The following is a 24,473-nucleotide window of genomic DNA, read 5'->3' as shown; positions in this document are numbered from 1 at the left end:
GATACTCTTCCCCACCCCAAAAACCTCAACAGAAGCTTTAACCGTAATTGGTTAGTTTCGCCAAGTATATAACGCAGTGGCAGCATAATTCCAAACCGCACCTATTATGACCCCCGCCAATGCCGACAATAGCCAGTGCGTATTACTTGAATATAGTACACTTGCGATCCCAATATTTGCGACACCGCCCAGGGAGCAAACAGCCATAAAGCTAATCAACCCTGAAAACCACCTCCTGCCTCGACGCCTTCTATCTCGATAGGTCAGTAGATTATTAAGCCAGTAGTTAGAAACCATAGAGACAGCTGCTGCTAAACCATGTGCCCAGTTAAAAACCAAACCGCCAAGTTCTAAACCGAGGGTAAGCACTAGAAAATGCACGATTATTCCGAATGAACCTACACATGCAAACGACACAAATCTTGCTGGAACGAATTGCCCTAACCGCTTATCTATCAACAGCATTGTAAAATCCCACGCTGCCAAGGCATCCAACTTACTCTCTCCAGCTTCCCGAACACGGAAAGTATAGGGTATTTCTGCAACCTTTAGCGGGGACTTTGATGTTGTAAGGATATCCAACAATATCTTAAAACCGAGACCCGATAACCCTTCCACAACGTTCAAAAACGTATCTCGTCTCAATAGGAAAAAGCCGCTCATTGGGTCTTTGAGTTCAACACGCGTTATTTTATGCGCGATCCAATTTGCGAACTTGCTCATCACCTTGCGCGCATAATTCCAATCGCCAGTAGAGCCGCCTTCAGTATATCGTGTCCCAATCGCGATATCGATCCCGCCATCCCCTGAGCATGATACCGCTGAAAGCATCTCTTTCAGCTTAGTTTCATCGTGCTGTAAGTCTCCATCCATAACAGCCACAAAGTCAGCAGTCGAAGACATTATTCCTTCAATTACAGCCGATGATAATCCACGCCTCCCCACCCGATGGATCAACCTAACGCGCTGATCATGAGCGGCAATATCCGTTATTATCTGGGACGTATTGTCTGGTGAGTGGTCATCAACAAATACAACCTCCCAAGACACATCAACTAGCGCTTTATCCAACGCCGCAACAACGCGCGTGACATTATCCGCCTCGTTATAGACAGGAATTATCACCGATAACTGGCCGCTGGAGGTAGAATTTTTCATGTTGAACTGCCGAAAAACTAATGACCGGACAGTCAGGGCGTCCATTCCCTACACAAAGGTGCGATACTCTCACATATCACGCCTTTCAATTACAGGAAACGCCCCCAATTCACACCTAGACCGCTTTGCGTAGGTCACCCGTCGCTGAAACAGGAGAGTGAGTTGAGGCAGACATTGGTTTCACCAATAACAACTTACCACTTATATCCACCAATTGCTCCAACTCTTCAGCATGTTCTAAAAGCGCGGTACGCGTATCTCTATCATTGATTGCCCCCTTCTGAACAATCTCTTTGGCAAAGGCTTCAAGGGATTTAGCGCGCGTAGCTAGCCCAATTGCCCCCATCTGCTTTGCACTAGATTTCAAGGAATGTGCTGGTCGAATAATTTGCTCCAGCTCATTGCTATCCAAAGCAACTTTAACCTGAGATATCATTTCTTTGGTGTTCTGCACAAAGAGAGGAACAATCGTTTCATACTTTTCTTTAAGGAGTTGCCGCGCTTCGTCCACAGCAGGCTGGTCTATAAGGTCTGCAACCACTATGCCCTCAGGTAGAATAATAGTTTCAACCTTTTCCTCGACCTTTTGAACAATAGGCGTAGATGATTGCTGCGTCTCATCAATCGAAGCGTTTTTTTCTGAATTTGATTTTTTGAAAAATTTAAACATAGTTGCCTGTAACTGCGCCTTCTGAACAGGTTTTGTCATGTAGTCAGACATGCCTGCATCTAAGCACTTTTCACGATCCCCTTTTAATGCATTTGCAGTCAACGCAACGATAGGTATACGCGTTGAAATTTCTTGATTTTTCTGCATCTGGACTATTTACTAACACCCCTTACACCCTAGACAAAAAAGCAATATAAACAGATACATATATAATATTGGAATAAGTTATGTATCTAGAATTTCTGACAACCTATGTCGTTGTTTACTCAAATTTGGCAACATTTGGCATTAAATTTGAATGGTCTCTTCTAAATAAGAGGAGCGACATGACTGATCAATCACAACCTGCTATCGGTAGAACCCGTAAACCTCGCGTTCGAGGGCCAGAATTGGCAATCGAAAATGAAATAGAAGCGAACAAAATCAGGCATTCTCGTCTCAGCGAGGAGCGCAAAAAAGACCCATCTCGTTTCACTAGCACAAGTGACGACCGCTTATATGTAGAGAATGTTGCAGAGCTACTAGGGTGCTCGGTGCAAACAGTCAGACGTATACCTAAAGCCCACCTCTCACCTGCAAAAATTGGACGGCGCAGTGTTTATCTCAGACAAGACGTAATCAACTACATCTCCTACAAATCGAAGTTCTTTCCAACTGTTGCCAACGCCACTCCAAATCCAGCTTCGCCCCCTACCAACACTTTCGATCCAGTCTTGTTCTTAAAACAAAGCCAAAAAAGTACAAAAACTAATGGCAAAAACGGTTAATATCGGAAAAATCGCTATACGTCCTCATAGGAGAAATGGGACCCTCTCTGGAAGCTGGCAAGTTGATATCCCGCCTCCCCTGTCACAAGAAGGGAAGCGAGAGCGGAGACTTTTCAAAACAAAAGCTGACGCAATAAATTATGCTAAAAAGCATGATAGAAGTGCATCCATAAAAAATGTTATCCGATCCAGCCAAGTCGGCGTAGCGCTAGGCCTTTCATTCAGCGAACTCTCAGAGCTATGGATGGAAGAACAAATACGTGAGGTGAACGTAGGCATGAAACGCGCCTCATCCCTAGACACTAACGCTTATCAATTACGGGCATTACTTTCCTTTTTTAATACCTCAGATATCAACACAATCTCTTCAATACAAATTTTGAGCTATCAGGAAAAACGCCGCGATCTTGCCAAGTCTGCCCCTACGATTAACTCAGAGACAGCATTGTTAAAACAAATCCTTCTCTGGGCAAAAGACAAAGATCTATGCACCCATATTCCTAAATTTAAAAGCATACCCGTAAAACGAAAACATATGGAACTACCTACCCTAGGAGAAATCAGAGCTATTGCAGCCCAAATGTCTGAAGAAAACAGCTTAGTTTTCCGTTTTTTTGCCGAAACCGGATGCAGAAAATCTGAAGTGTTCGGACTAGAGTGGCAAGACATTGGTTTCAATAGCTGCGTTGTTCATATTCGTCCACATGTTGAAACAGGACATGAAGCAAAAAACGAGAGCAGCTATAGATCCATTCCAATTTCTACGAACTTAGTGCAGGAACTGAACAAGATTAAAAGAACAACAGGATTAGTTTTCCCTGGCCGAGACGGTAAGAAACGTCACGATATGAAAAAGGCTATCAAAAGAGCCGTCACAAGAGCAGACATCCGTCGAAATGGTGAAATAATGCATATTACGCTTCATATGTTGCGCAAAGCGCATTCGACCTGGCAAGCAATGAAAGGGCTACCAGAGCCCATACTACAAGCCCGTCTTGGACACGTGCCAGGCTCACGTGTAACGCAAGAAGTCTACATCCACGCAAGACAGGAAAGCGAGCGTACCGGGGTATTTGAAGTGTAATTTACCTATTAGCATAGCGCAGACTAAGATATTTTAGATCGGCTCCTGTCTTAATCTGTATATCCTCAAAAGCGCTGTATGTTAGGTCATCAATACCGGGATTTATTGAAACCTTACCCTGTTGGCTTATTGTCAGAAGATGGGCGTCAAATAGTTTGTGTATATCTGCTCTCATAATTACCCCGTTTACAGGGGTGTCATTTCCGCCTTCTCCTCGCTGATGCAAGTGCGCAGCCTCTAGAGTAGCCTCAATCTCACATCCACTAATAACACATTTAAGCCCATCTCTTCTCGCAATAGCTTGCCGGAATTTATATTGCGCAGGACGCGTCTTGCATCGAGCCCAATTATCGATACGCTCATAGATATCTTTTGCAGGTCCTCGCGCAGATACATATGTGCCATCTGGTTTCTCTAAATGTAATCGGAATTTGTGGCTTCCGAGCTGCTCCAAGACGACAACATCTCCGGGTTGAGCTCCAAAACTATTAAAGAAACTTTTGTAAAAACCTCTGCTTTTCGGTCGAAAAAATCTCCTCAACTTATCACTAGTGTTTGTAGGCATATCCATTTCGACAGATTGATCATCCCACAAAAACAATAATGGCGTTTTGGCAAATTCGTTCAATGTGGAACCACCAATCGCATCCGATGGTAACTTGTTCTCCAGATCTTTGTTGAACCTAATCTGTGGTCTTCCGTTAATATCATGTTTAGTAAGTGGTGAGCAGTACAACTTTTTTATCACTTTATAGCCTTAAACAAAAATTGATTTGGAAACATTGTAATACCCAAATATTTATCGTTGTTTTTTAAAGACAAGAAATTCTTCCAACTTTTTTGAACAATTGGCATCATTATTTCCTGAACTTGCAAATACAGCCTAAGATTGATGGAATGGTCCAATTCTGCAAGAACTTACTGAAGCTGTGAACGGCACAAAGGTGTTTGAATTACGTTAGACTAAAGTTTGATAAAGAGATCTTTTATGAGGATAGTCCTACACTCTTTCTCCTGAAGGTGATGTGGTTGGAGCTAGATTACATTCTTATCGGCAACCTTGGTTTAAGCTAACTCGAAATTGCTCGATGGGCTTTTGATCGGCTTCTGCACACTCGGGTTTGAAGCCTTGCTGTTTTATTAATAAAGGCTACGATGCCATGTATTTATTACAGCAGAGAGAAGTCTGCTCCCGCTGTAAAATAATTAACTGAGGCGCGGAATGAGCGTTCTGATTGAGGCTATTACCGTAGTCGTAAAGGTCGACGTAATTGATAAGAAACTGCCTGGTGGGCTTCGCGCCTTTGAAGCTGCAGTACCCAATCAAACCTACCGATCTGATGGACTACTTGCGGCTGCTGGATTTATGACGCCAACTGATGTTGAAGTTTTTGTGAGAAGCCTAGAACGCGAAGGCTTTCGACACATCAGAAACGGTGCAGCAATCGATTTTACGGTAGTCGACCAAATCCATGGAACCACATCATCCTGCACTTGGCTGGACGTCGTCATAGATGACAAAGGCAATAAAACGGCAAATCTACATGGCGCTCCTTCCCTGCCTATGGCAGCTCCCAAAAATTGGAGCTCTGAAAATAAGTATACGTTCCATTCAGTCTCGAGCGACGAGTTAAAAGTCGATGAAGAAACCGAGCTTCCCTATTTCACAGATACTGAAGGGCGTAAGCTATATTTAGGCCAACGTTTCAAGGAAAACGACCCGCAGGCGCGCTTAATGCTTGCCACTCCTAGACTGCTGGATTTTGCTAAATCCAAGGTATGGAACGCCTTGGTTCAAAGAGGATGGCAAGGGCTTGATCATCTCTGTGGTCCGGATCCCACTCACCATTTGTCAATGCGATTTCAAAATCAACTTGGCTTAATCTATATCGAGGCACTTTGGTCAAATAACAACCTCACCGAATTCGATATGGAGCACCGCAAAAGGCTTATCGATTTGGCAGAGGCCATGCGGGGGGTGCCGATAGTCGCTCGCTGCATGCTAACTGCTAACATCCATATCTGCGGTCAAACTCACAACGAAACGGAAGACACCAACCTCCATTTCAATTTAGAAGCGGGCGACTTACACATTGACGACCCAATATTGGTATCCATGTCACTGTTCGACGCTCGTAATGATCGATTAATTGCTGAGAAGGACTTCGATTTACGTGAGCTTATCGAAATTTCGGATTGGGAATTACTCGACTTCGCAATCCAGATAGTTAAGTCTAGGTTGAAAGACGACGGCTTCGCGATTGAGAGCTCGACAAGCGAGGCGAATTCCGCCCCCCACATTGTCGCTAGTAAAAACGGTATCACCCACCGCGTGATCGTTGGGCCAGGGCGCTATCCGGAAGCTGAGCCTATTTTCGACCAGAATCGCCTTATGAACGCCGCGGAAGAAACCTTGATTTCAGGCGGGGCTCTAATTAAAGCACCGGTTATTTTTGCCAACTCCGAGGATAAATTCATCGGGGAATTTGTTCGTCCACTCTTTCGCGGTGAAGGCACTTTAATCAAAAATATTGTATTTGATCCGGTTGATCCTGTCACAACCTTTACTGGAAGAGCGGTCAATATATTTATTTCTTCGACCTTTAAAGACTTCAAGAGTGAACGTGTCGCACTCTCTCGCAAAGCTTTACCTGAGCTTCAGCGTCGCGCATCAGAACGCGGCGTCTCCGTATCTTTTGTAGATTTGAGTTGGGGTGTTCCACATTCAGACGTTGCCGTATCACGTGAAGTTGCCTCGTGCCTTCGTGAGATCGCATCTTCGCACCCGTTTTTTATCGCACTACTTGGAAAGCGATATGGTACCCTTGCGTCAGCAGCGTCGCTTTCGAACCTTGCACCGAACGATGCTTGGTTAAAAAAGAGTTCAGGCATGAGCATTACAGAGCTTGAAATAACGTTTTCAATGTTGAAACCAAACACCTTGAATTCTTCAGCACTGGTTTTTGCCAGAAGCAAAACTAAACTGTTCTCAAACCAACGTGCAATCAGTGTCAACCGTCGTTATAAACCTTTAGTCTCAACCCTGAATGCCCGGGGTTACCCATTAGAACTAATGAAAAATGATTTCGTGGAAATTGCAATAGAAAAATTATGGACACTAATTAACAAGCATTATCCGCACGTGCCATCAACCGATACTGGACAGTCATCAGCAAGGCGGCACCGGCAGTTTGCATTCCACTCAGCTTCGAAAATGCCAAGCAACACGTGTGAAATGCAAGCTGGCGTTCTCGATTTCGTATCGTCATGGGAAACTTACGCGACAGCGGGCCTTATTGGATTGCGGAAAAGGCGACTTGATTGTTTGGTGTTCGAACATTTTTTTGCATTGGAAGATGCGGCCTCACCGCTCCAAACATTCAACAAACGCCTTTTAGATTTCAAACAAAGAACTACACGTAATGTGGGCGGTAGTTGTGTTAACATCGGCTCAATCTCATTCACTTGCGACATTCTAGATGAACTAAATCATTGGTGTTTACGGTCTGGAAGAAAAATTTTTCTTGTGTTGGCCGAAACCAATCGATTGGCCAGAGAGGAGCAGTCGTTACTAGCATTGCTCGATGAAAATTTACCGGACAACTATACGGCTACACGCGTTTGCCAGAGTACGACAAAGACAATCTTCGATAGTGCAGATTTCCTCACTCATTATTTGGCAAGGAGTGGTAAGGTGCTGGATACAGAAGATGCAGACATCTTGCTGTCGCACCCACTCGGACAAGAAGTGTCATTTCTTCGCTTTGCAGCAGATCATTTGATCGACGCAGCCACGCATTCGATTTTTGAGCGACGGCTCAACGAGCTTGCAGAGGCTAAAACTTTCGAACATTTGGCAAACGTAGTCCACGCCAGGTTTGAGCAACTTTGTGAACCGCACGACCCTTGGCGAGGTCTTCTGGAATACGGACGCAAAAGAATTGGTACCTTAGGCCCTGAAGTTATCCAGCGTCTGGACCTAAATCCCGCCAGTTATTTCCGAGTTCAAGCAGCATTGGCACCTATGACCGAACACTGGAACGATTGGTACGAGCTGCATTCTGGTCAATCATGGGATATGCTCATATCAAAACTGCTTGAGTAGCCACACCGAACTTCATCATAAAAAGCATAAGGAAAGCCTTAGATTTAAACTAATCGTGTTAGCAGCATCGGTTAAAGATATAGATGAGTTATTTCTTCAATAATCATTACGGTTGTTATCTCAACGCCCTGTAAACACTAGAACGTCCTATTCCCATTCGTTTTGCAATGTCAGAAGCTCCCATGCCTTCTTCAGTTAAACGTTTAATCGCATCTGCATCAACACTAGGTTTGCGTCCCTTATAAACACCTGCGACTTTTGCTTTGGCGATGCCTTCCATTTGGCGCTCTTTGCGAAGGTTGGTCTCGAACTCGGCAAACACTCCCAGCATATCCACAAAGGCTTTTCCCGCCGCTGATGTAGTATCGATTGGCTGCTCAGTAGCACGCAAGGATGCGCCCTTTGATTTTAGGGTCTTCATAATATCTTGTAGGTCTGAGATAGAACGCGCCAGACGATCGATACGTGTTACAACAAGAGTATCTCCTTGGCGGATGAAGTCCATTATAGATTGAAGCTCAGGCCTTTTCTGGGTTGATGTACCACTTGCCTTCTCTTCTCTAACAATTTCACATCCTGCTGCTTCCAGCGCCTCAAGCTGTACCCGGGTACACTGACCGGAAGAACTTACGCGTGCATATCCAATTTGGGTCATCTGATCCTCTTGTTCCAATAGGGTTTAGACCTATGGTAACATACGTCCCAAAATTAAAAAGTGAACTCTATTGGTACATGTATATTGCACCATTTACTTGCCCCGTTGGGGTATACCCATAAGGAGCAATCCGAGAGAAGTTCACAACAACGTTTTTGATCAAACGAAGAAACGAATCTTAAGCCTTCAGATAATTTTCAATATGGTAGGGATAATTGATATCCAATTATCAGTTAGCGCATTACTCGGAAAGGCAATTTTTCTCACTTCAATCAAACATAATACCAACACTATCTCACACGGCATGAGTTTTGCTAGGTGGGTTTATAATTAAGGTAAAGTATTCGTTCACTGTACTATTCGCTCAAGCGAATAGGAAACGAACGAACAGTTCTGGGGGCTCGGAAGTGAACATAAACAAGGCTGATTATCCATTAGAATACAACTCATGGAAAGCGATGTTACAGAGATGTAGTACTACAGAATATACTGTACATCCTTTATTTCAAGACTTTGATAGTTTCGTGGGATTTATGGGCCGCAAAACGAACCCTACTGACACTCTCGATAGAATAGATACGACCAATACGGAATACGGCCCAGGCAATGTAAGATGGGCATCTAAATACCTGCAGACAAAAAACAGAAAAAATACTGTAAGTCTTACCTATGAGGGAAACCAATATACAGAACTCCAAGGTAAAACGCTCACATTGAAGCACTGGTCGGAAATTACGTCACAAAATGAAGGCACAATGCGTAGAAGAAGGTCAGTGGGATGGTCGGATACTGAAAACATCGACGGACAAAAAATTAAGCCAAACAAACAGTTCGAAGATATGAATATAAACGAACTAATTGAATATCGTCCTTGGCAGATTTCCGAAAACCCAGAATGGGAAACCTATTTCCATAATAATCGTAAAAAAAGCGAAAGCGCAATGGCTTTTTATTCTCGGGTTATAATGCAAAATCAAAGGAACAAGTTTTTCCATGAGTGGAAAAATGATGTCCTAGACATGCGTCTTGAAATTAATCAAGACCTTTATATGGATGAGATCCACGATGAAAGTTTCTTAACCGAATGCACTTCTTATTGCCGACTACCTCAAAAATTGAGTGATGAAGAATGGAATGAATTTTGCGCTGCTTTAAAAGAAATTTTAGTAGAAGAAAAAGAAGTAGAATTGAAAAGCGCACGCTGGACTGAAGCATTCAATGCCGCGATACAAAAAAAGGAAATCGCCAAAAGTAACCTTGATTACCGAAACGATATGCTTTCTCGCTCCACTTAGTCAGCTTTACAAAACTAAAAGACATTTGAACTTTGGTTGCCAATTGTACAAATTTAAAAACCATTTTTGGCAACAAACGGCAACAATAAACTAAAAGCCGGACCTACATTCGTTTTCAAATTTTAGTTAAGCATTTGTTTTTATTTCAAAAAAAATGGTGCGCAGTACAAGGTTCGAACTTGTGACCCCTACAATGTCAATGTAGTGCTCTACCACTGAGCTAACCGCGCGCAGGCCCTAAGGCCGCATTTAGAACAGCGGTTTCTAGTGGAAAGCAGACGCTCTTGTCAATCTCTCCATACGCTTTTTCCTCAAATGCTTATATCCTTATTGGATTAGGGGCTGGACGCAGCAAAGTGATTTGCGCATAACCATCTCGTTTCTTGTAGCGTGAGGCTGTTTTGCCATGTCCAATCAATCTAACTTCATTGTTGTCGACGACCTCAGCCACACATATTCCACACAAAGAAAGCTTACCCCTAAACATGCCCTGCAGAATATCTCTTTTGCGATTCCAAAGGGAGCTAGTTTCGGCCTGCTAGGCCCCAATGGAGCCGGCAAGAGCACTTTGATATCCCTTCTAACGGGGATGAATAAGCGCCAGACAGGTTCCATTCTGATTGACAATGAACCAGCAGACCAAGCAGGCAAGAAACTCAAATCAATCAGTGCAATTGCACCCCAAGACCTCGCTTTTTATCCGCGTCTTACAGTACACGAAAACCTACTCTTTTTTGCAGGAACATACGCCCTCAAAGCAGACCTACGTAAAGAACGCATCGACTTTGCCATAGAGGTTTGTGATTTAGATGCGCATCTAACTTCACGCGCTGAAACCTTATCTGGCGGACTAAAACGACGCCTCAACCTCGCAATTGCGCTCCTCAACGCTCCTGAAATTCTATACTTGGATGAACCAACCGTTGGAATTGATGCGCGTTCGCGCCAAACTATACTCAACGCCATTCAACGCATGCATGCGAATGGGTGCACAATCGTCTACACTTCTCATTATATGGAGGAAGTAGAAGCATTGTGTGATCACGTCGCTATAATCGACAATGGAAAACTCATCGCAAACAACACCATGTCTGCCTTTTTAGAGAAAGCGGGACGACAAAGCCTCAAAGTCACAATGGCCCAAGCTTTGCCCTCTTATGCTATTGATGAATTAGCTGCACGCCGCGCTAAATTATTGTCGCCCAAAGAATTTATCATAGAGGGCCTTCAATCAGCACCGATGACAGACGTAATCAAGCTGTTGGCGGAAATGGGGGGCGATGTTGAGCAAGCCCACTACGGCAAAAGCAAACTAGAAGACGTCTACTTAGACATTCTCAAGCAAAATGAGGCGCAACAATAATGACACCTCTATTTGCAGCCATAAAAAAAGAAATAACCCTATTAGGGCGTGACAAGCACGGCCTTGGCCTCCTCTTTATTCTTCCCATTGTTTTCATATTAATAATGTCGCTTGCATTGCAAGGCTCATTTGAAAGCCGTGGTGGCAAAGGCATTGACGTTGAAATCATAGACGTGGATCAATCAACCGCGTCTCAGGCACTTGCTGACCGCCTTCGCGCCAATGAGGCTTTCAACATAACTTACACCCCCTCAGAAACTCTACCGCAAACACCGCAAAAGCTTTTGGACGGACAGGATTTAGGCTTTCTCCTCACCATACCAAAAGGATTTGACGAACACCTATTAGAAGTCACTTCAGAGCAAGCCGAACTCGGCATCACCGTGTCTTCTAAATCGGATCGGCGCACATCAATCATTTTTAATGCCTCCGTAAAGGAAGCCATTGGCCGCATCAAAACAGACACAATGCTTGAAGGCATGGCCGAGGAAGCCGCAGAATATGGCATAGACGAACTTTCAGCCGGAGACTTAGACAGCCCAATAAAAGTCACCTACGCTTATGCTGGAGCCACTGAAACACCCCCCAATGCAGTTCAGCAAAATGTGCCCGCATGGCTCGTCTTTTCAATATTTTTCGTTGCCATCCCCTTCTCCAACACCTTTATCAAGGAACGAGATCTTGGAATGCAACGCAGATTGCGCACGACTTTTTTGGGTCCAATCAGTCAATTTGTAAGCAAGCTTATCCCCTACTTTGTCGTCAACCAAATACAGGTCATCTTGATGCTCGCCGTAGGCGTATTCCTCGTGCCCTTGCTTGGCGGAGAAGCATTGGTCATTCAAGGACATCCGCTTGCATTAATTGCCCTATCTTCAAGTATCAGCTTCGCCGCTTTAGGTTTAGCACTCTTCATTGCAGTACTTTCCAGAACCACAGAACAAGCCACTATGCTTGCTGGCCTTGGCAATATTTTGCTCGCGGCGATCGGTGGCATCATGGTGCCAAAATTCGTCATGCCAGAAAAAATGCAGGCGCTAGCCGGTCTTTCTCCGATGTCTTGGGGGCTGGATGGCTTTCTGGAACTCTTCCTTCAAAATGGAAATATCCATGACATTTCGCCCTATCTTTTGCGCTTGATGGCGTTTGGCTTAACAATGTTATTGCTTTCATGGCTGGTACAATCGCGCCAACGCGCTTAAACGTGCACAAACTATATTTGGGGAATCATCATGACAGAGCTAACAAAAGACAAACTCATGGATGAGCTAAAAGCCATGATCGTTGAAGAGTGTGATACTGAAGTGGAAGCACACGAAATCGATAACGACATGCGCCTTGTCGGTGAAGGCCTCGAACTCGACTCTTTAGATGCGCTTCAAATTTCACTTGCGATCAAAGATAAATATGGCGTGCGCATAGAAGGCGGGCCAGATTCTCGTGAAGCCATGTCGAGTATAAACGCCCTGTCCGACTTCATCCTCAAGGCCAAGCAAGCAGGCTAAGTTTCATGGCATTGCAAGCATACCTCTCAGGCGGCAGCCTGCATACTAGCTTGGGTCTAGGACTAGACGCTCACGCTGCAGCTCTTGCCAACCCAACTCCGGATATGCTCGCGCTTCCAGCCAAAATAAAATTACCTATCACCTTGCAAGATGAAGATGCACCCGAAGCCATACCCTACCATCTAGCCCACTCCAAACCACTGACTGACATTAGAACACGCTATTTCAGCATATTGGAAAACGTCGTGGGAAATGCACTTGAAAGCGCTAACCTCACTCAAGAGCAAAGACAGAAAACAGGTTTATTTCTTGGCACATCATCATCAGATGTTTGCCTGATTGAGCATGATTTTCATGAAAAACTCAAAACAAACCGCAACACGCAGCCTTTAGACCTTTATTGCAGCATGGATAATCTTGGCGCACAGCTTCGCCAGACCTTCAACCTCTCTGCTCAAGGCATGTCGATCAACACAGCCTGTACAGCCAGCGCTAATGCACTGCTTTATGCCGCTGCAGCTTTGCACACAGGCAGATTAGATCACGCTCTTATCGTTGGCGCTGAAATCCTCAATGTAACGACAGCATACGGGTTTCAAGGTTTAGAACTCCTGACTCAATCTGCCATGCGCCCTTTCGATACTCGCCGCGACGGACTTGTACTCGGTGAAGCCGCAAGCGCAGTGGTCATGACGCGGCAAAAACCCAAATTGCCGGCCTTACAATTATGCGGGGGAGCCACTTTAAGCGACGATTATGGAATGTCTGCCGCAAACCCAGACGGCACATCCATTGCCCGCGTGATTAATCAAGCCCTTCAACACGCGAACGTGCAGCCGCAGCAAATATCAGCCATCAAAGCTCATGGCACAGCAAGCCTACTCAATGATGAGGGCGAAAGCGCGGGTCTCAAACGCGTGTTTGAAAACATGCCAGATATCACAGCGATAAAGCCCTATATTGGGCACACCTTTGGCGCGAGCGGCCTTACTGAACTTCTTATTCTTAACGCCTGTCTGAATGAAGGCTTCTTACCGGGCACACGGGGAATTTCAGAACAACCTTGCGAGAAACTCGGCATCACCCTTAATCAGTCTGCAAAACAGATCTTAAATCCCAAAATACTGTGTAACCAATTTGGTTTTGGCGGAAATAACACATCTCTGGTGGTCAGTTATGGATAAACACATCACGCCTTCACCGCTTTACATTACAGCGATCAATAGCTTCGAAACAACATCCCCCGAAGAGATGGACCTGAAAGCCAATATAAAAGACATCTTTGGCAAACAAATCCGCCGTATCGGTCCCTTCATTCAGCTCGCCCTCATAGGCGCTGCTCCGGTGATAAGGCACGCGCCCCTCCCAGAAGCGACAAATGTTTATCTCACCTCCGGATCTGGCGATATGGATGTCACGATCGACGTGCTAAACCGCACAGTTCGCGACAAGCTGACTCCAAAACCGCTCTCTTTTATCAATACCGTTTCAAATGCAGCCTGCTATTATTTGACAAAACATTTTGCAATTGGTGGCTCCACAAGCTTCCTCTCCACGCGCGGATTCTCCTTAGAATCTGCATTCTTACAAGCGCTTACAGATACAAACGTTTTTAATGTAGAGACAGCTATTGTCGGCAGCGTAGACATACTCACTCAAGATGAGACAAGTCATAGGATACGCGTCGGCGCAACGCCAAATGAACCTTTAGCACAAGGGACGCACTGGTTTAGACTGAACGCAAATGCCCAAACTACCCCCTCAGTCGGGCAACTTCACCACGTTTCAATGCATTCTGACAGCGCCGACTTGATAGAAAAAATTAAACCATATCTCACAGACCGCACATTCTTATGCTTGGGCAACCGCACCACTACAAGTTCACAAAAGGAACTCAAAGCCCTCAACCTCAAAACTTACACCCCAAACCACCCCTCTAAAGGGCATTATGGTACGAATATGGGGCATACACTCTATAGCTTTCTGGAAGACAATAGCCAGAAAGACACGCAATTATTGCATGTGCAGGAAAACTCTCGCGGAGAATTAAGCGCTGTCATCATTAGCAAGAGCTAGATCGCTGTCTTCACGCCTTTCAGCATGTCCCATACGCCCTGCTCTTTAGTCGCACACACATCAAGCAAGCCATAAAGCGCATCAGCATCCATATCTTTACGCCCGCGACACATCTTTGTCGCGTTAAGCGCAAAGCGTCGCCACTCATCCCCAGCATCTGTCATCGCATCCCCAGCCTCAGCCAATAACTTCGAGTTTAGCAATTCGGCGCTTTCCTTCAAAAATGCCGCATAGATAAATCGAAACCCAGCGCCGCCCGTACCGATCTCTTCCTGCATACGCACGATATGGCCAAGATATTGTTTCAAATACTCTGACTTTGACGGGTTCTTCGCCAATTTCTGAATTTGACGCCCCATATAGCGAATACCCTTCGTACCCACCATTGGCACCATTGGCGCTTTCATAAGCTTGCGATTACGCTCAATCGCCGCCGGAATTGCTTTTGCATAATCAATGTCTTGTGGCGCTTGCAACAGCTGATACATCCGCCCCTTAGGTGCCATTACACCCTTTACAAACCGCGCCTTTTTTAGCGATGCCGCATCCGTGCGTTTGAGTTCAGGAAAAACCGGATCAGACACCACATACGTATCCCCCTCTTTATGAGAGACAACAAGATTGTGCGCATTGAAATGAAACCGCATATCTTCAGGCACATAAGGCAACCAATAAATGCTTGTCTGTAACCCGACTGGCTGGCCACGCTCCAAGGCACGATCAAGCGCCGCCATGCCCTCATCAGCGTTCGAGAAAGTCTGCTCATCCCATTGCGCTTTCATCGCGCGCGCAGACCCTTTCATAATACTCCCAGGTAACATGCGATAGGCGATCAGCGGCATGCCTGCCATCTTCACCATGGGCAGATACGCAAAGATCAAACTAGAGGATAGACCAAAGGCCATTGGTTCACTCAAGGGCAAACCTGCCGCCGTCACAAGATTAGACACAACGCCGCTCTCGCAATGCGCCGATTGGCGGTGAACAAATTGTGTCATAAAATCAGCTCTCTAAATCAGTCTTTAGCGATGGTTTGGGTAAAGATTTAAGCGTGACAATATCAATCCCCATCGCTTCGCAATAAGGCTCAAGCTTTGCATCTGGCAATTTGTTAAAAATCGCTGGCTTGAGATGACGCTTCACGCGCCACGCACCATACCCCGTGGATGAGGTCAGCGTAGCCATATCCATTCGCTTATCAAACATATGATACTCTAGCGGCGAGGTCTCCCCCGCAAGTCCACGCGCCAAAGCAGCATCACGTTGAGCCTCCAATGCTTCAACCGCAGCGACTGTGGCATAGGTTTCAACTTCCCACCCTGTAGATTCAACGCCGGTATATTTGCCATCATTATCAACAGCATACATAAGCTTGCGCTCACCACCATAGGTTCGGGAATTATCCTGCGGAACCTCATCCTTCTTCATGGCGTACGCTCCTGTATAGGCGTTTAAACGACAGTGAACAGCATAAAGGCCGTACTAAAGCGGCCACTTTCCGGCACCCAGCACAATATCTTTTCACCAGATTTCAGTTTACCCGATTTCAGCAGCTCATCCAGCATAATGTAAATGGACGCAGAACCAGTATTGCCTTTTGTCGAGAGGTTAGTGAACCATTTCTCCATAGACACTTCAAAACCACCCGCCTTCAACGCCTCAAACAAACGCACACGGAAGTAATCTGAAGAATAATGCGGCACAAACCAATCCACATCATCAGGCGTAATATTGTGTTTTTTCGCCACTAAAGGCGCAGGCTTTTGCGCAGCATACATCATGATATTGTCATTGAGCAGTTTCACATCCTGCTTCACTGACATCACAGAATCCGCATCGCGCTCTTTAGATGTCATGCTCGTCCAACCGCGCATTGTACCATCTTCATTTTTAGAAGCACCCGCATACATGCAGGTTTCCATTTCGCCCGCATAGGAATAAATATCAATCCATTCCATTTTCAGATTGGCTTGCCCCTCACGCGGTGCACTTTCCAACATTAATGCGCCAGCACCATCCGAGAGCATCCAACGGATAAAGTCTTTCTCAAACGCAATCTCTGGGTTTTCTTCCAAAGCTTCCACTTTTGCATCAAGCTCGGCTTCAAAATTATGCGCGGACAATATAGTCGATGCATTTTCAGAACCAGTAGCAACAGCACGCTCAGCTTCGCCAGATGCCACAGCCATATATGCATATTTAAGCGAGGTCACACCAGCTAAACACACTCCCGCCGTTGCACTCACTTCTATGGGAGGCAACCCCAATTCACCTTGCACCATCACACCATGATTAGGAAATACCTGATCCGGCATGGATGTGCCACACGCCAGAACTTGAACATCATTCAATTCAGCTTCCGACCCTAAACCGCGTATAGCTTCAGCGGCCAATTGCGCATTCGAATGCGTTGGCTTACCGGTTTCACGATCAATTGCATAATGGCGAGAGACTATTTTATTGGAACGCAAAATCATACGACGCGCGCGTGAAGGGCGGCCACCCGCTTGCCCCAGAATAGCTTCCATTTCATCATTCGAGACCGCCTCACCCGGCATAAAAGCCGCACTGCGCGTCACATAGACTGATCTTGTCACTTTACTCTGTCCCTTTTTTAGAGCGCTTCTGCTTGCTCATCACCCAATAACTCACGTCCCTCGCCAGATGGTCGCGCAAAATAGGCTTTCTGCTTTTCAACCTTTGCTTTGTTGAAACGCTTCAAAATCTTTTTCACCACTGCCATAATAGGCATGACCGTCAAAACGATAATTGCCAAAAACGTGAAATAGATAATCAACACCGCTTTTCTGGCAATAGCATCTGGATTCCCAATTTTACGCATCAATCCGCCCCATAAGCGGAAATTACGTTTGGCAATTTTTTCAGACGCAATCAAACCTTCCGATACCTTTACCGCGCCCAATCCCGCAAGCATGGGCGATCTATCGCTTTTCTCACGATTAGGAAGCTGGCGCACAACAGCTTCACCAAAACGGGATGCATCTGCAATCTGTTCATCCGTCAAACCTGCCGCAGGAACTCGCCCATTGAAATAAGGCCCCTTATCTCCTGTCAGCATCCAGATTGGCGTTGAATAAAAGGTATAAGCTGCATGTGCTTCATCCACCACAACAGCATTATCAATCAAATGCCCATCTAAATCATCAATACGCTCTTTTAGTGCCTCTTGAGCCATCAGCCACATATTCCGGCAGCCAATCAAAGTCATCACCGGCTTGCCTTTGATAATTTTGCGCGCAGCTTCAGATTTCAAGAAAGATATAATGGGCGGGCAAGGCGATAGAAACCATGCTTGATAGGCAAGTATAATCAAATCAAAATCTGTGTCAGGGTCCACGCCCTCCGGCTCAATGGGCGGAGCATCCTCATAGACACATTCTGGCATGGTATCGAAAAAATTGAAGAAATTCCAAGGAAAGGGAAACTTACGGTGCGTTTGCAGCGTGATTTGCGTAACTTCAATCTCAGTTGATTCCTTTATTGGACCCAATACGGAGTCCAACAAACGCGTTAACTGACCTGTCTGGGAGAACCCAACGGCTAGAACTTTAAGCATCCCCACAATCCTTCAAATCTCAAACCTTATAAAAGGCTCATTCGACGGATTTCAAACTATCTGACTCAAACGACAAATTCTGAAATCTGGCTCTCATGTATCATCTTAATATAAATCCCCAACCCCTCCCCCTATGAATTTTGGAGAGATTACCAATTTTTGATATGAAATTGCGCATTACTTGATTGCCTAGCAATGATTAACGCGCGTCAGAGAAGATGAAATAATCCGGAAAAACACAATTTATCACCCTGCCGAATTGATACAGGTACACTGCCATTTTTGTTGGCATAAATCTGAATTTCAAATTCCATATCGGGCAATAGCGGCGCAATAAATTTCAGCTTTGAAACACCTGAAATCCGCGTATCATCAAAACAAGCGCGCAATTCCTCATGCACACATTCGTTCGTCAAAGCCGCAGGAATTATAGGCGCGTTTGGAAAATGCCCCTCAAGGCAAGGGTGATCTAGTGGAATAGAGCGTATGACGTTTTTTAGGGCTTTAGGTTTTAAGGATATCGACGTCAAAACCTCAGCTCCGATAAATGTCTATTTCTGCCCGATCATTTGGTCATTATCATTTTGAACGCGCCACAAATGATAAAAGAACAGTGCGATATTCACACACAGCACAATCATTGACAATTGCACAATCGCGCCAAAAGACAGATCTGACGAAATGGATGTCAGACACAATAACGGCACGACAACAAAAAAACTGCCAAAGCCGTTTTTAATTGCATACCAAATTTGCGAGAGGCTGATATCTGATTTAAACATGCGCCAAATTTATGGGCCTGCCTGAGTTTAGGCAACTTACATGAGACTTTAGAATGAGTATAATATCGCAAGTCTTACCCCATGCCGGAGACATGGTTCTCATAGATGAGATTGTATCTTTGAGCGCCGATAAAATAGAATGCCGCACGCAATCTCATAGACTAAAAAATAATCCCCTATCTATGGCGAAGGGCCTGCCAATAACTGCTGGACTTGAATATGGCGCTCAAGCTGTGGCCTTGCACGGCCTCTTAAATTCAACACCAACAGAAACCCACAAACAGTCCCCAAAACTTGATGCACGCATTATTGCAGTCAAATCCGCAAGCTGGACACATGACTGGCTAGATCAACTGGACCAGCCCCTCACCATATGCGCAACACGCCTCACCCACCTAGATACTTTGGCCCAGTATCACGTTGAGCTGACAACAAGCACGCACCAAACACCCCACTATCAGGCGCATGTCACCGTGCTGCTAAGTTCGCAAACTTAGCTTGCGTCTATCGCATCCAATAGCTTTTTAAGATCATTGGCATCTTCTAAGAACAAACTATCTCTCGCAGCATAATTTCGTGCGCGTGCCGCAAGATAATCATCCCAGCTTGCCCCCTCTAAGAAAGCGACCAATGCATCAGCACTCGCTTCGGGAAGCACATGACCAAGATTATGATTTCTAACGTAATTCGCACTCTCTTGCCCCTCTATAGTAAGAGGTACAACACCTAACGCCCCACCTTGATACAAACGGTTGGGAAGCAATAAGGGAGAGTTTCCATCAGGGTCAAAATAATCTGGGCACCAATTGAAGTGCGCTGGCCCATAAATCTCTTCTAAGTGATCGGGCGTGCGGTATTCCCCGCCAAATTCAACGTTTTCAATTCCTGCAAAAGTCTTTTCAAACAATTCAGGATAAATCGTTTGCTTACCGCGAAGATAGAATTTTACCTTATTTCCCAAACGTTTAGCGGTTTCTGCTAATATTCCCATCGACTTTGGACATCGTAAAGTGCCATGCCAACATACCGTCCATGGCGTATTATCATCACCCACTTTTGCGCGATGCACATTCATTTGTTCTGGGCTCGGCATATTTCCCATCTGCTCAGATAGAAGCTTGTTTTCCCATACAAAATGCTTGCCTTTATAGTTTTGATATTTTTCAAAATACCCCGTCACAAAACCAGGGGACGTCACCACAAGCAAAGATATCTGATTGAGAATTACCTTCTCCAACCCACGAAACACTTTCCCCTTCAGACCTGTACCGAAGAAAAACTCTTGAATATCAGGGATGTCATACACCAATTTAGCTTTACTGCCCGTCAGAACTTTGGCCAGCATGCCGATAAACATCATATCGAAATTTCGCGCCATGATGAACTTCGCAGCACGCAAATCCTTTTTGTGATTTACCAGTATTTTCAACCCTTTAAGTAGGGCTGGAACACGTTTGGCATAGTTGTTATCAACAGTGACACCTAACTCTACATTGTCCCATTCCGGTTGATAGTCCGCATTATTTTTCTCACGGCGAAAGAAAAAACCCTTTAACTTCACCCCTGCACTTTCAAGCGCCATAGTACGCTTTCGTGCATCAACATGCGTACAATCATGACCAAGGAAAACGCCGTTTCCATAGAAAAGATTCATCGCAGTCGCGTCAGGTTTTTGGGAGACATCAGCGGAATTTGCAGAACGGTCTGTCATCTATATCTCTTAACTATTTTTCGGCAGGTAAATGAATTGAACGCTTGAAGAGCAACTCATTTTTCGAATGCAATCGATAAGCCAAACAAGCGAAGACTTTCTAAAAACCACGCGCAAAACACGATATTCCTATCGCTTTTGTGCATATAAACTCAGCAAATCCACTTAAAATCTGAAGAATTGCGCTTTTTGCCAGCATGAACACATCGACATCTAGCCACGCTTGGTTAGATTACAAACAATCAACCAATCTTAAGAGCAACAAATGTTCTTGCGGGGAGCAATACGTGGAAAATTTAGTTAATCTCATTGAAAATGTGAGTAATTTCATCTGGGGTGGGTCTTGGGGAGACCAAGAAATACTACCAGTAGGATTGCTGGCAGTTCTACTACTGGGAACCGGTCTTTATATGATGGTACGCCTTGGGGGGCGTCCTCTCGTTCGCTTCTTCCCAGCACTCAAAGAAGTATGGGCAGGCCGGAAAGGCACAGGAGAAGAAGGTGCGATTACACCTTGGCAAGCGCTTTCAACCGCCCTTTCAGGGCAAGTTGGAACAGGAAATCTTGCAGGTGTAGCAACCGCTATCGTTCTAGGTGGTCCCGGTGCAATCTTCTGGATGTGGGTCACGGCTATCTTCGGTATGGCTCTGGCTTTTTCAGAATCTAGTCTTGCCGTAAAATTCCGTGAAACGGACGAATATGGCCGTATCAATGGTGGCCCGATGTATTACATCAAAAACGGGCTTGGTAAGAAATGGCACTGGCTCGCTGTATTATTCTGTATCGGTACATTGATTTCAGCGATGGCTACTGGCTCCATGATTCAGTCAAACTCCATCCGTGAAGCTGCGCAAGAAGTTGCATCAAGTTCCTTTGGCTTTGCTCTGCCAAGCTGGGTTGTTGGTATCGTTATTTCCGGTCTTGTCTTTGCCGTTATCATCGGTGGAATCAAATCCATCGGAACGGTTGCCGGACGCGTCGTACCGGTTATGGCTGGCCTATATGTAGCAATTGCGTTCATCGTATTGATGATGAATATCGCAAAAGTTCCAGCTGCATTTGGCGAAATTTTCAGTGCCGCTTTTGGACTACAGCAAGCAGCAGGTGGAGCCGCAGGTTACGCCATCATGCAAGCTGTTCGCGCAGGTATCGCACGTGGTCTGTTCTCCAATGAAGCTGGACAAGGTTCCGCGCCGATTGCTCACGCAGCCGCGCAAACCAAAAACCCTGTCTTCCAAGGCGAAATCGCAATGATTGGTGTCTTCATTGATACAATGATCATTTGTACAATGACCGCACTTGTTATCCTTACTGTGCAAGGAGACTTCCGTAAAAGCCCTGTTATTTCTGTCGCTGACGCCTGTTTAGATGCAGGACACATAGGCCTTCCAACACATCCTGTTGCTGGCCAGAACTTTAGCAAAACAGACATTTTCCCGACGGCGAACCAAATAGACCGCAACGAGAAAATCGCTCAGAATGGTGCTCAAGCTCTTTCATTGCTTCAAGCATGTCAGGCAAAAGCACCAACGCTTGTGACGCAAGAAGCTTTAGATGCGGTATACCCTGCAATCTTCAGCAATGTTTCAGCACAAGACTATGCAACTTTGCTTGAAGTAAAAAGCAGCAAAACAAGTGATGCTGAACTCCTTGCCGCTACTGAAGCACGTCTCAATGAAATCGAGGCGGGCATTAATTCAACCATGACATCTGTAAAGCATGCATGGGAAACAGATGCCAACTCAGCTGCGATCACGACACGTGCCTATATGGCTGCCTTCCCAGGCGGACAATGGGTTGTTCCAGTCGCACTGTTTTTCTTTGCTTTCACAACAATTGTAGGCTGGTCCTACTATGGTGAGCAAGCATTGACATTCTTAGTCGGTGAATGGGCCACACACCCTTTCCGCTTTGCATGGGTCGCCGTTGTGTTTGCAGGGTGTCTTGCGGATCCATCGTCCCTCTGGCTACTTGGTGATATCGCCAATGCTTCCATGGCCTTCCCCAACTTGATCGCCATTCTTGCGCTTTCAGGTGTCGTGATCGCCATGCATAAGAAAAACAGCGGTGATATTGAAGATGTAATCGACACACCAGAACAAGATAAAATCTCCTAGAGATTAAGTCCAATCTGATTGGTCATTAAAAAGGCCGCACATTTTGCAATGTGCGGCCTTTTCTATTTATCTAATAATCTTTATCCAACTGGATGAAATTATTTATCATCCCAGTTTAGACGGTTGCGGACCGAATACTGCGCTGGACGCTGGAAACGTGTTTGAGTTGTTAGCGGTGTCGCTTGCTGAATACTCGTTCCAACATTTGCAACTTCATGCTGAACATTTTGAAGATCAGCCTCTGTCATCACGCCCTGAACACTCGTATAAGATTGCCCACCTTGAGCAAGCAATTGATTTGCCGCTTGTCGCCCCGTCATAGCAGATGCTTTTGCATCAAACTCAGCAGCCATGCTTTGTGAACGACTGTGAGCTTCTTTAAAGTGGCTTCCCTGAACAGATGTTTGAGATCCATCACGACGGATAGCACTTCCATCTTCAATCGGTGCTGAATGCGGCATAATTTCAGGCTTATAGTAACGCTGTTCAGGCGCAGAATGCGCAGGAGCAGTGTATGACGGCTCTGAATATGTTTGAGTTTCATGACTTTGAACTGGCGCAGTGTAAGCAGGTTCAGACTGGTAAGATTGACTGTATGATTGCTGCACCATACCACCTGAAAGGCCCAACATGCGCAATGTTTCCATTGTCACAAAGCCTTGGTGCGGCAAACCATTTGCAGATTGAAACTTACGCACAGCATTTTCAGTTTGCGGGCCAATCACACCATCAATCGGGCCCATATAATAACCGCGATCTTTCAATGCGCGTTGTAGGTCAGATATAGATGATGAATTTGCATTTGTATCACAAAGAACTTCTACCCATTCAAAACGCTCTGGTGCACGCAAAACATTGCGCTCCACTGTATCCATGCGCGCTTGGCTCATCGTAGATTCAGTACGTGCAGGTGTGAGCAATTCTTGTGTTGGAATTGTTTTAAATTCGGCAGGTGTTGGAACTTCTTCTACACCACCACGATCCACAAGCACCTGCTTTTGAACAGTCACATATTCAGCATTCACTGGCACACGAGATACTTGCTCAGGCTGGACAAGAACACGGCGCGTAATTGTACGTGTCTTCGCTGGGATTTCGACAAGACAATAAACCTGCCCTGTTTTCTCATCAATTTTACGGTGGGATGAAAGGTTAGACCCAGCTTTCCAAACTTTACGTGCCTCACTAATCACAACAGTTTCAGTCACGGTTTCAAATTTGGCTGGCGTAATAGCTAGACGCTCATGGCCCGGCTTCACCATAACTTGTTCAGTTTGTGTTTCGTAAACAGGCTGGCGCACAACATAACGAACACCTTCGTCTTTGACTTTCACATCAACTGTAGAAGGACCAAACTCTGGCGCACGTGCAGACAAGCGCTCATAGGCTTCTTCTACAACAACCGTTTCAGGCACTTTTTCATATTGAGCAGGAATAGCAATACGCGCAAAACACTGCCCAGCTTGCGCATCCGGTAAATCACCCATAGGGTTGTAGGAGCTGAATCCACCCGCATTGGCGTTACCAGCAAAACCTACGACGACAGCAACAGCTGCCAATAATTTCTTGTTCATTCTAAAACCCCAATACTATACCGGTTGTGATGTT

The 24,473-nt window shown here is 45.4% G+C and carries 23 protein-coding genes and 1 tRNA gene; 11 read left to right on the top strand and 13 right to left on the bottom strand.

The genetic code is table 11. The annotated features are described in order from the left end of the window. Window positions 1-51: 51 nt before the first annotated feature. Both ACFQS8_RS13250 and ACFQS8_RS13245 read right to left on the bottom strand, forming a co-directional pair. A complete protein-coding gene (locus ACFQS8_RS13250) occupies window positions 52-1,158 on the bottom strand; it encodes a glycosyltransferase family 2 protein (protein ID WP_382168144.1) in 1,107 nt (368 codons plus the stop codon). Between the two features lie 115 nt (window positions 1,159-1,273). Continuing rightward, on the bottom strand, window positions 1,274-1,975 hold the full coding sequence (locus tag ACFQS8_RS13245; RefSeq protein ID WP_382168142.1) for an Hpt domain-containing protein: 702 nt from the start codon (window positions 1,973-1,975) through the stop codon (window positions 1,274-1,276). 179 nt (window positions 1,976-2,154) lie between these two features. Between ACFQS8_RS13245 and ACFQS8_RS13240 the strand changes: the two genes are divergently transcribed. Then, window positions 2,155-2,595, top strand: coding sequence for a helix-turn-helix domain-containing protein (locus ACFQS8_RS13240; RefSeq protein WP_382168140.1), 441 nt, complete (start codon window positions 2,155-2,157; stop codon window positions 2,593-2,595). Next, the gene (locus ACFQS8_RS13235; RefSeq protein ID WP_382168138.1) at window positions 2,579-3,679 is read left to right on the top strand and encodes a tyrosine-type recombinase/integrase; all 1,101 of its coding nucleotides are present in this window, start codon (window positions 2,579-2,581) and stop codon (window positions 3,677-3,679) included. Before ACFQS8_RS13240 ends, ACFQS8_RS13235 begins: the two co-directional genes overlap by 17 nt. Window position 3,680: 1 nt before the next feature. Here the strand turns inward: ACFQS8_RS13235 and ACFQS8_RS13230 are convergent, their stop codons facing one another. Then, window positions 3,681-4,307 carry an HNH endonuclease gene (locus ACFQS8_RS13230; RefSeq protein ID WP_382168137.1) on the bottom strand — a complete coding sequence of 209 codons (627 nt, stop codon included), beginning with the start codon at window positions 4,305-4,307 and terminating at the stop codon, window positions 3,681-3,683. Between the two features lie 594 nt (window positions 4,308-4,901). Here ACFQS8_RS13230 and ACFQS8_RS13225 point away from each other — a divergent pair. Next, window positions 4,902-7,784, top strand: coding sequence for a DUF4062 domain-containing protein (locus ACFQS8_RS13225; RefSeq protein WP_382168135.1), 2,883 nt, complete (start codon window positions 4,902-4,904; stop codon window positions 7,782-7,784). A gap of 115 nt (window positions 7,785-7,899) precedes the next feature. Here the strand turns inward: ACFQS8_RS13225 and ACFQS8_RS13220 are convergent, their stop codons facing one another. Beyond that, entirely contained in the window at window positions 7,900-8,439 is a 540-nt protein-coding gene (locus tag ACFQS8_RS13220) for a recombinase family protein (protein ID WP_382168133.1), read from the bottom strand. Window positions 8,440-8,846: 407 nt separating this feature from the next. Between ACFQS8_RS13220 and ACFQS8_RS13215 the strand changes: the two genes are divergently transcribed. Further along, window positions 8,847-9,734, top strand: coding sequence for a hypothetical protein (locus ACFQS8_RS13215; protein ID WP_382168132.1), 888 nt, complete (start codon window positions 8,847-8,849; stop codon window positions 9,732-9,734). Window positions 9,735-9,889: 155 nt separating this feature from the next. On the opposite strand, the gene ACFQS8_RS13210 is transcribed toward ACFQS8_RS13215, so the two are convergent. Continuing rightward, a tRNA-Val gene (locus ACFQS8_RS13210) sits at window positions 9,890-9,964 on the bottom strand. 176 nt (window positions 9,965-10,140) lie between these two features. Between ACFQS8_RS13210 and ACFQS8_RS13205 the strand changes: the two genes are divergently transcribed. The 5 genes from ACFQS8_RS13205 to ACFQS8_RS13185 are packed head-to-tail and all read left to right on the top strand — an operon-like array spanning window position 10,141 to window position 14,678. After that, entirely contained in the window at window positions 10,141-11,097 is a 957-nt protein-coding gene (locus ACFQS8_RS13205; protein ID WP_382168130.1) for an ABC transporter ATP-binding protein, read from the top strand. After that, window positions 11,097-12,299, top strand: a complete 1,203-nt coding sequence (locus ACFQS8_RS13200; protein WP_382168128.1) for an ABC transporter permease — start codon at window positions 11,097-11,099, stop codon at window positions 12,297-12,299. Before ACFQS8_RS13205 ends, ACFQS8_RS13200 begins: the two co-directional genes overlap by 1 nt. A gap of 30 nt (window positions 12,300-12,329) precedes the next feature. Further along, complete coding sequence (locus ACFQS8_RS13195) at window positions 12,330-12,602, top strand: phosphopantetheine-binding protein (protein ID WP_382168126.1); 273 nt, start codon at window positions 12,330-12,332, stop codon at window positions 12,600-12,602. Window positions 12,603-12,607: 5 nt separating this feature from the next. Beyond that, window positions 12,608-13,786, top strand: coding sequence for a beta-ketoacyl synthase N-terminal-like domain-containing protein (locus ACFQS8_RS13190; RefSeq protein WP_382168124.1), 1,179 nt, complete (start codon window positions 12,608-12,610; stop codon window positions 13,784-13,786). Next, complete coding sequence (locus ACFQS8_RS13185) at window positions 13,779-14,678, top strand: hypothetical protein (protein WP_382168122.1); 900 nt, start codon at window positions 13,779-13,781, stop codon at window positions 14,676-14,678. Before ACFQS8_RS13190 ends, ACFQS8_RS13185 begins: the two co-directional genes overlap by 8 nt. Here ACFQS8_RS13185 and darH read toward each other — a convergent pair. The 6 genes from darH to ACFQS8_RS13155 form a co-directional block, all read right to left on the bottom strand. Continuing rightward, on the bottom strand, window positions 14,675-15,676 hold the full coding sequence (darH, locus tag ACFQS8_RS13180) for a BtrH-related acyltransferase DarH (RefSeq protein ID WP_382168120.1): 1,002 nt from the start codon (window positions 15,674-15,676) through the stop codon (window positions 14,675-14,677). The two genes, ACFQS8_RS13185 and darH, sit on opposite strands and share 4 nt — an antisense overlap. A gap of 4 nt (window positions 15,677-15,680) precedes the next feature. Continuing rightward, window positions 15,681-16,106, bottom strand: coding sequence for a DarG family dialkylresorcinol biosynthesis protein (locus ACFQS8_RS13175; RefSeq protein ID WP_382168118.1), 426 nt, complete (start codon window positions 16,104-16,106; stop codon window positions 15,681-15,683). Between the two features lie 23 nt (window positions 16,107-16,129). Next, window positions 16,130-17,275 carry a beta-ketoacyl-ACP synthase III gene (locus ACFQS8_RS13170; RefSeq protein ID WP_382168116.1) on the bottom strand — a complete coding sequence of 382 codons (1,146 nt, stop codon included), beginning with the start codon at window positions 17,273-17,275 and terminating at the stop codon, window positions 16,130-16,132. A 17-nt stretch (window positions 17,276-17,292) separates the two neighbouring features. Continuing rightward, window positions 17,293-18,255, bottom strand: a complete 963-nt coding sequence (locus ACFQS8_RS13165) for a dialkylrecorsinol condensing enzyme (protein ID WP_382168114.1) — start codon at window positions 18,253-18,255, stop codon at window positions 17,293-17,295. 209 nt (window positions 18,256-18,464) lie between these two features. Then, window positions 18,465-18,785, bottom strand: coding sequence for an ApeI family dehydratase (locus ACFQS8_RS13160; protein WP_382168112.1), 321 nt, complete (start codon window positions 18,783-18,785; stop codon window positions 18,465-18,467). Between the two features lie 21 nt (window positions 18,786-18,806). Continuing rightward, complete coding sequence (locus ACFQS8_RS13155) at window positions 18,807-19,037, bottom strand: hypothetical protein (RefSeq protein WP_382168110.1); 231 nt, start codon at window positions 19,035-19,037, stop codon at window positions 18,807-18,809. 53 nt (window positions 19,038-19,090) lie between these two features. Here ACFQS8_RS13155 and ACFQS8_RS13150 point away from each other — a divergent pair, with 53 nt between their 5' ends. Further along, window positions 19,091-19,534, top strand: coding sequence for a hotdog family protein (locus ACFQS8_RS13150; protein ID WP_382168108.1), 444 nt, complete (start codon window positions 19,091-19,093; stop codon window positions 19,532-19,534). Here the strand turns inward: ACFQS8_RS13150 and ACFQS8_RS13145 are convergent. Beyond that, complete coding sequence (locus ACFQS8_RS13145) at window positions 19,531-20,748, bottom strand: glycosyltransferase family protein (RefSeq protein WP_382168106.1); 1,218 nt, start codon at window positions 20,746-20,748, stop codon at window positions 19,531-19,533. The two genes, ACFQS8_RS13150 and ACFQS8_RS13145, sit on opposite strands and share 4 nt — an antisense overlap. Window positions 20,749-21,035: 287 nt before the next feature. Between ACFQS8_RS13145 and ACFQS8_RS13140 the strand changes: the two genes are divergently transcribed. Continuing rightward, window positions 21,036-22,865 carry an alanine/glycine:cation symporter family protein gene (locus ACFQS8_RS13140; protein WP_382168104.1) on the top strand — a complete coding sequence of 610 codons (1,830 nt, stop codon included), beginning with the start codon at window positions 21,036-21,038 and terminating at the stop codon, window positions 22,863-22,865. Between the two features lie 98 nt (window positions 22,866-22,963). On the opposite strand, the gene ACFQS8_RS13135 is transcribed toward ACFQS8_RS13140, so the two are convergent. After that, window positions 22,964-24,439: a peptidoglycan-binding domain-containing protein gene (locus ACFQS8_RS13135; protein WP_382168102.1), complete on the bottom strand. Its 1,476-nt coding sequence runs from the start codon at window positions 24,437-24,439 to the stop codon at window positions 22,964-22,966. Between the last annotated feature and the right edge of the window lie 34 nt (window positions 24,440-24,473).

Origin of the sequence: Hirschia litorea (assembly GCF_042665075.1) — a bacterium.
Lineage (GTDB): Bacteria > Pseudomonadota > Alphaproteobacteria > Caulobacterales > Hyphomonadaceae > Hirschia > Hirschia litorea.
This window is presented reverse-complemented; position numbering and strand designations above follow the sequence as displayed.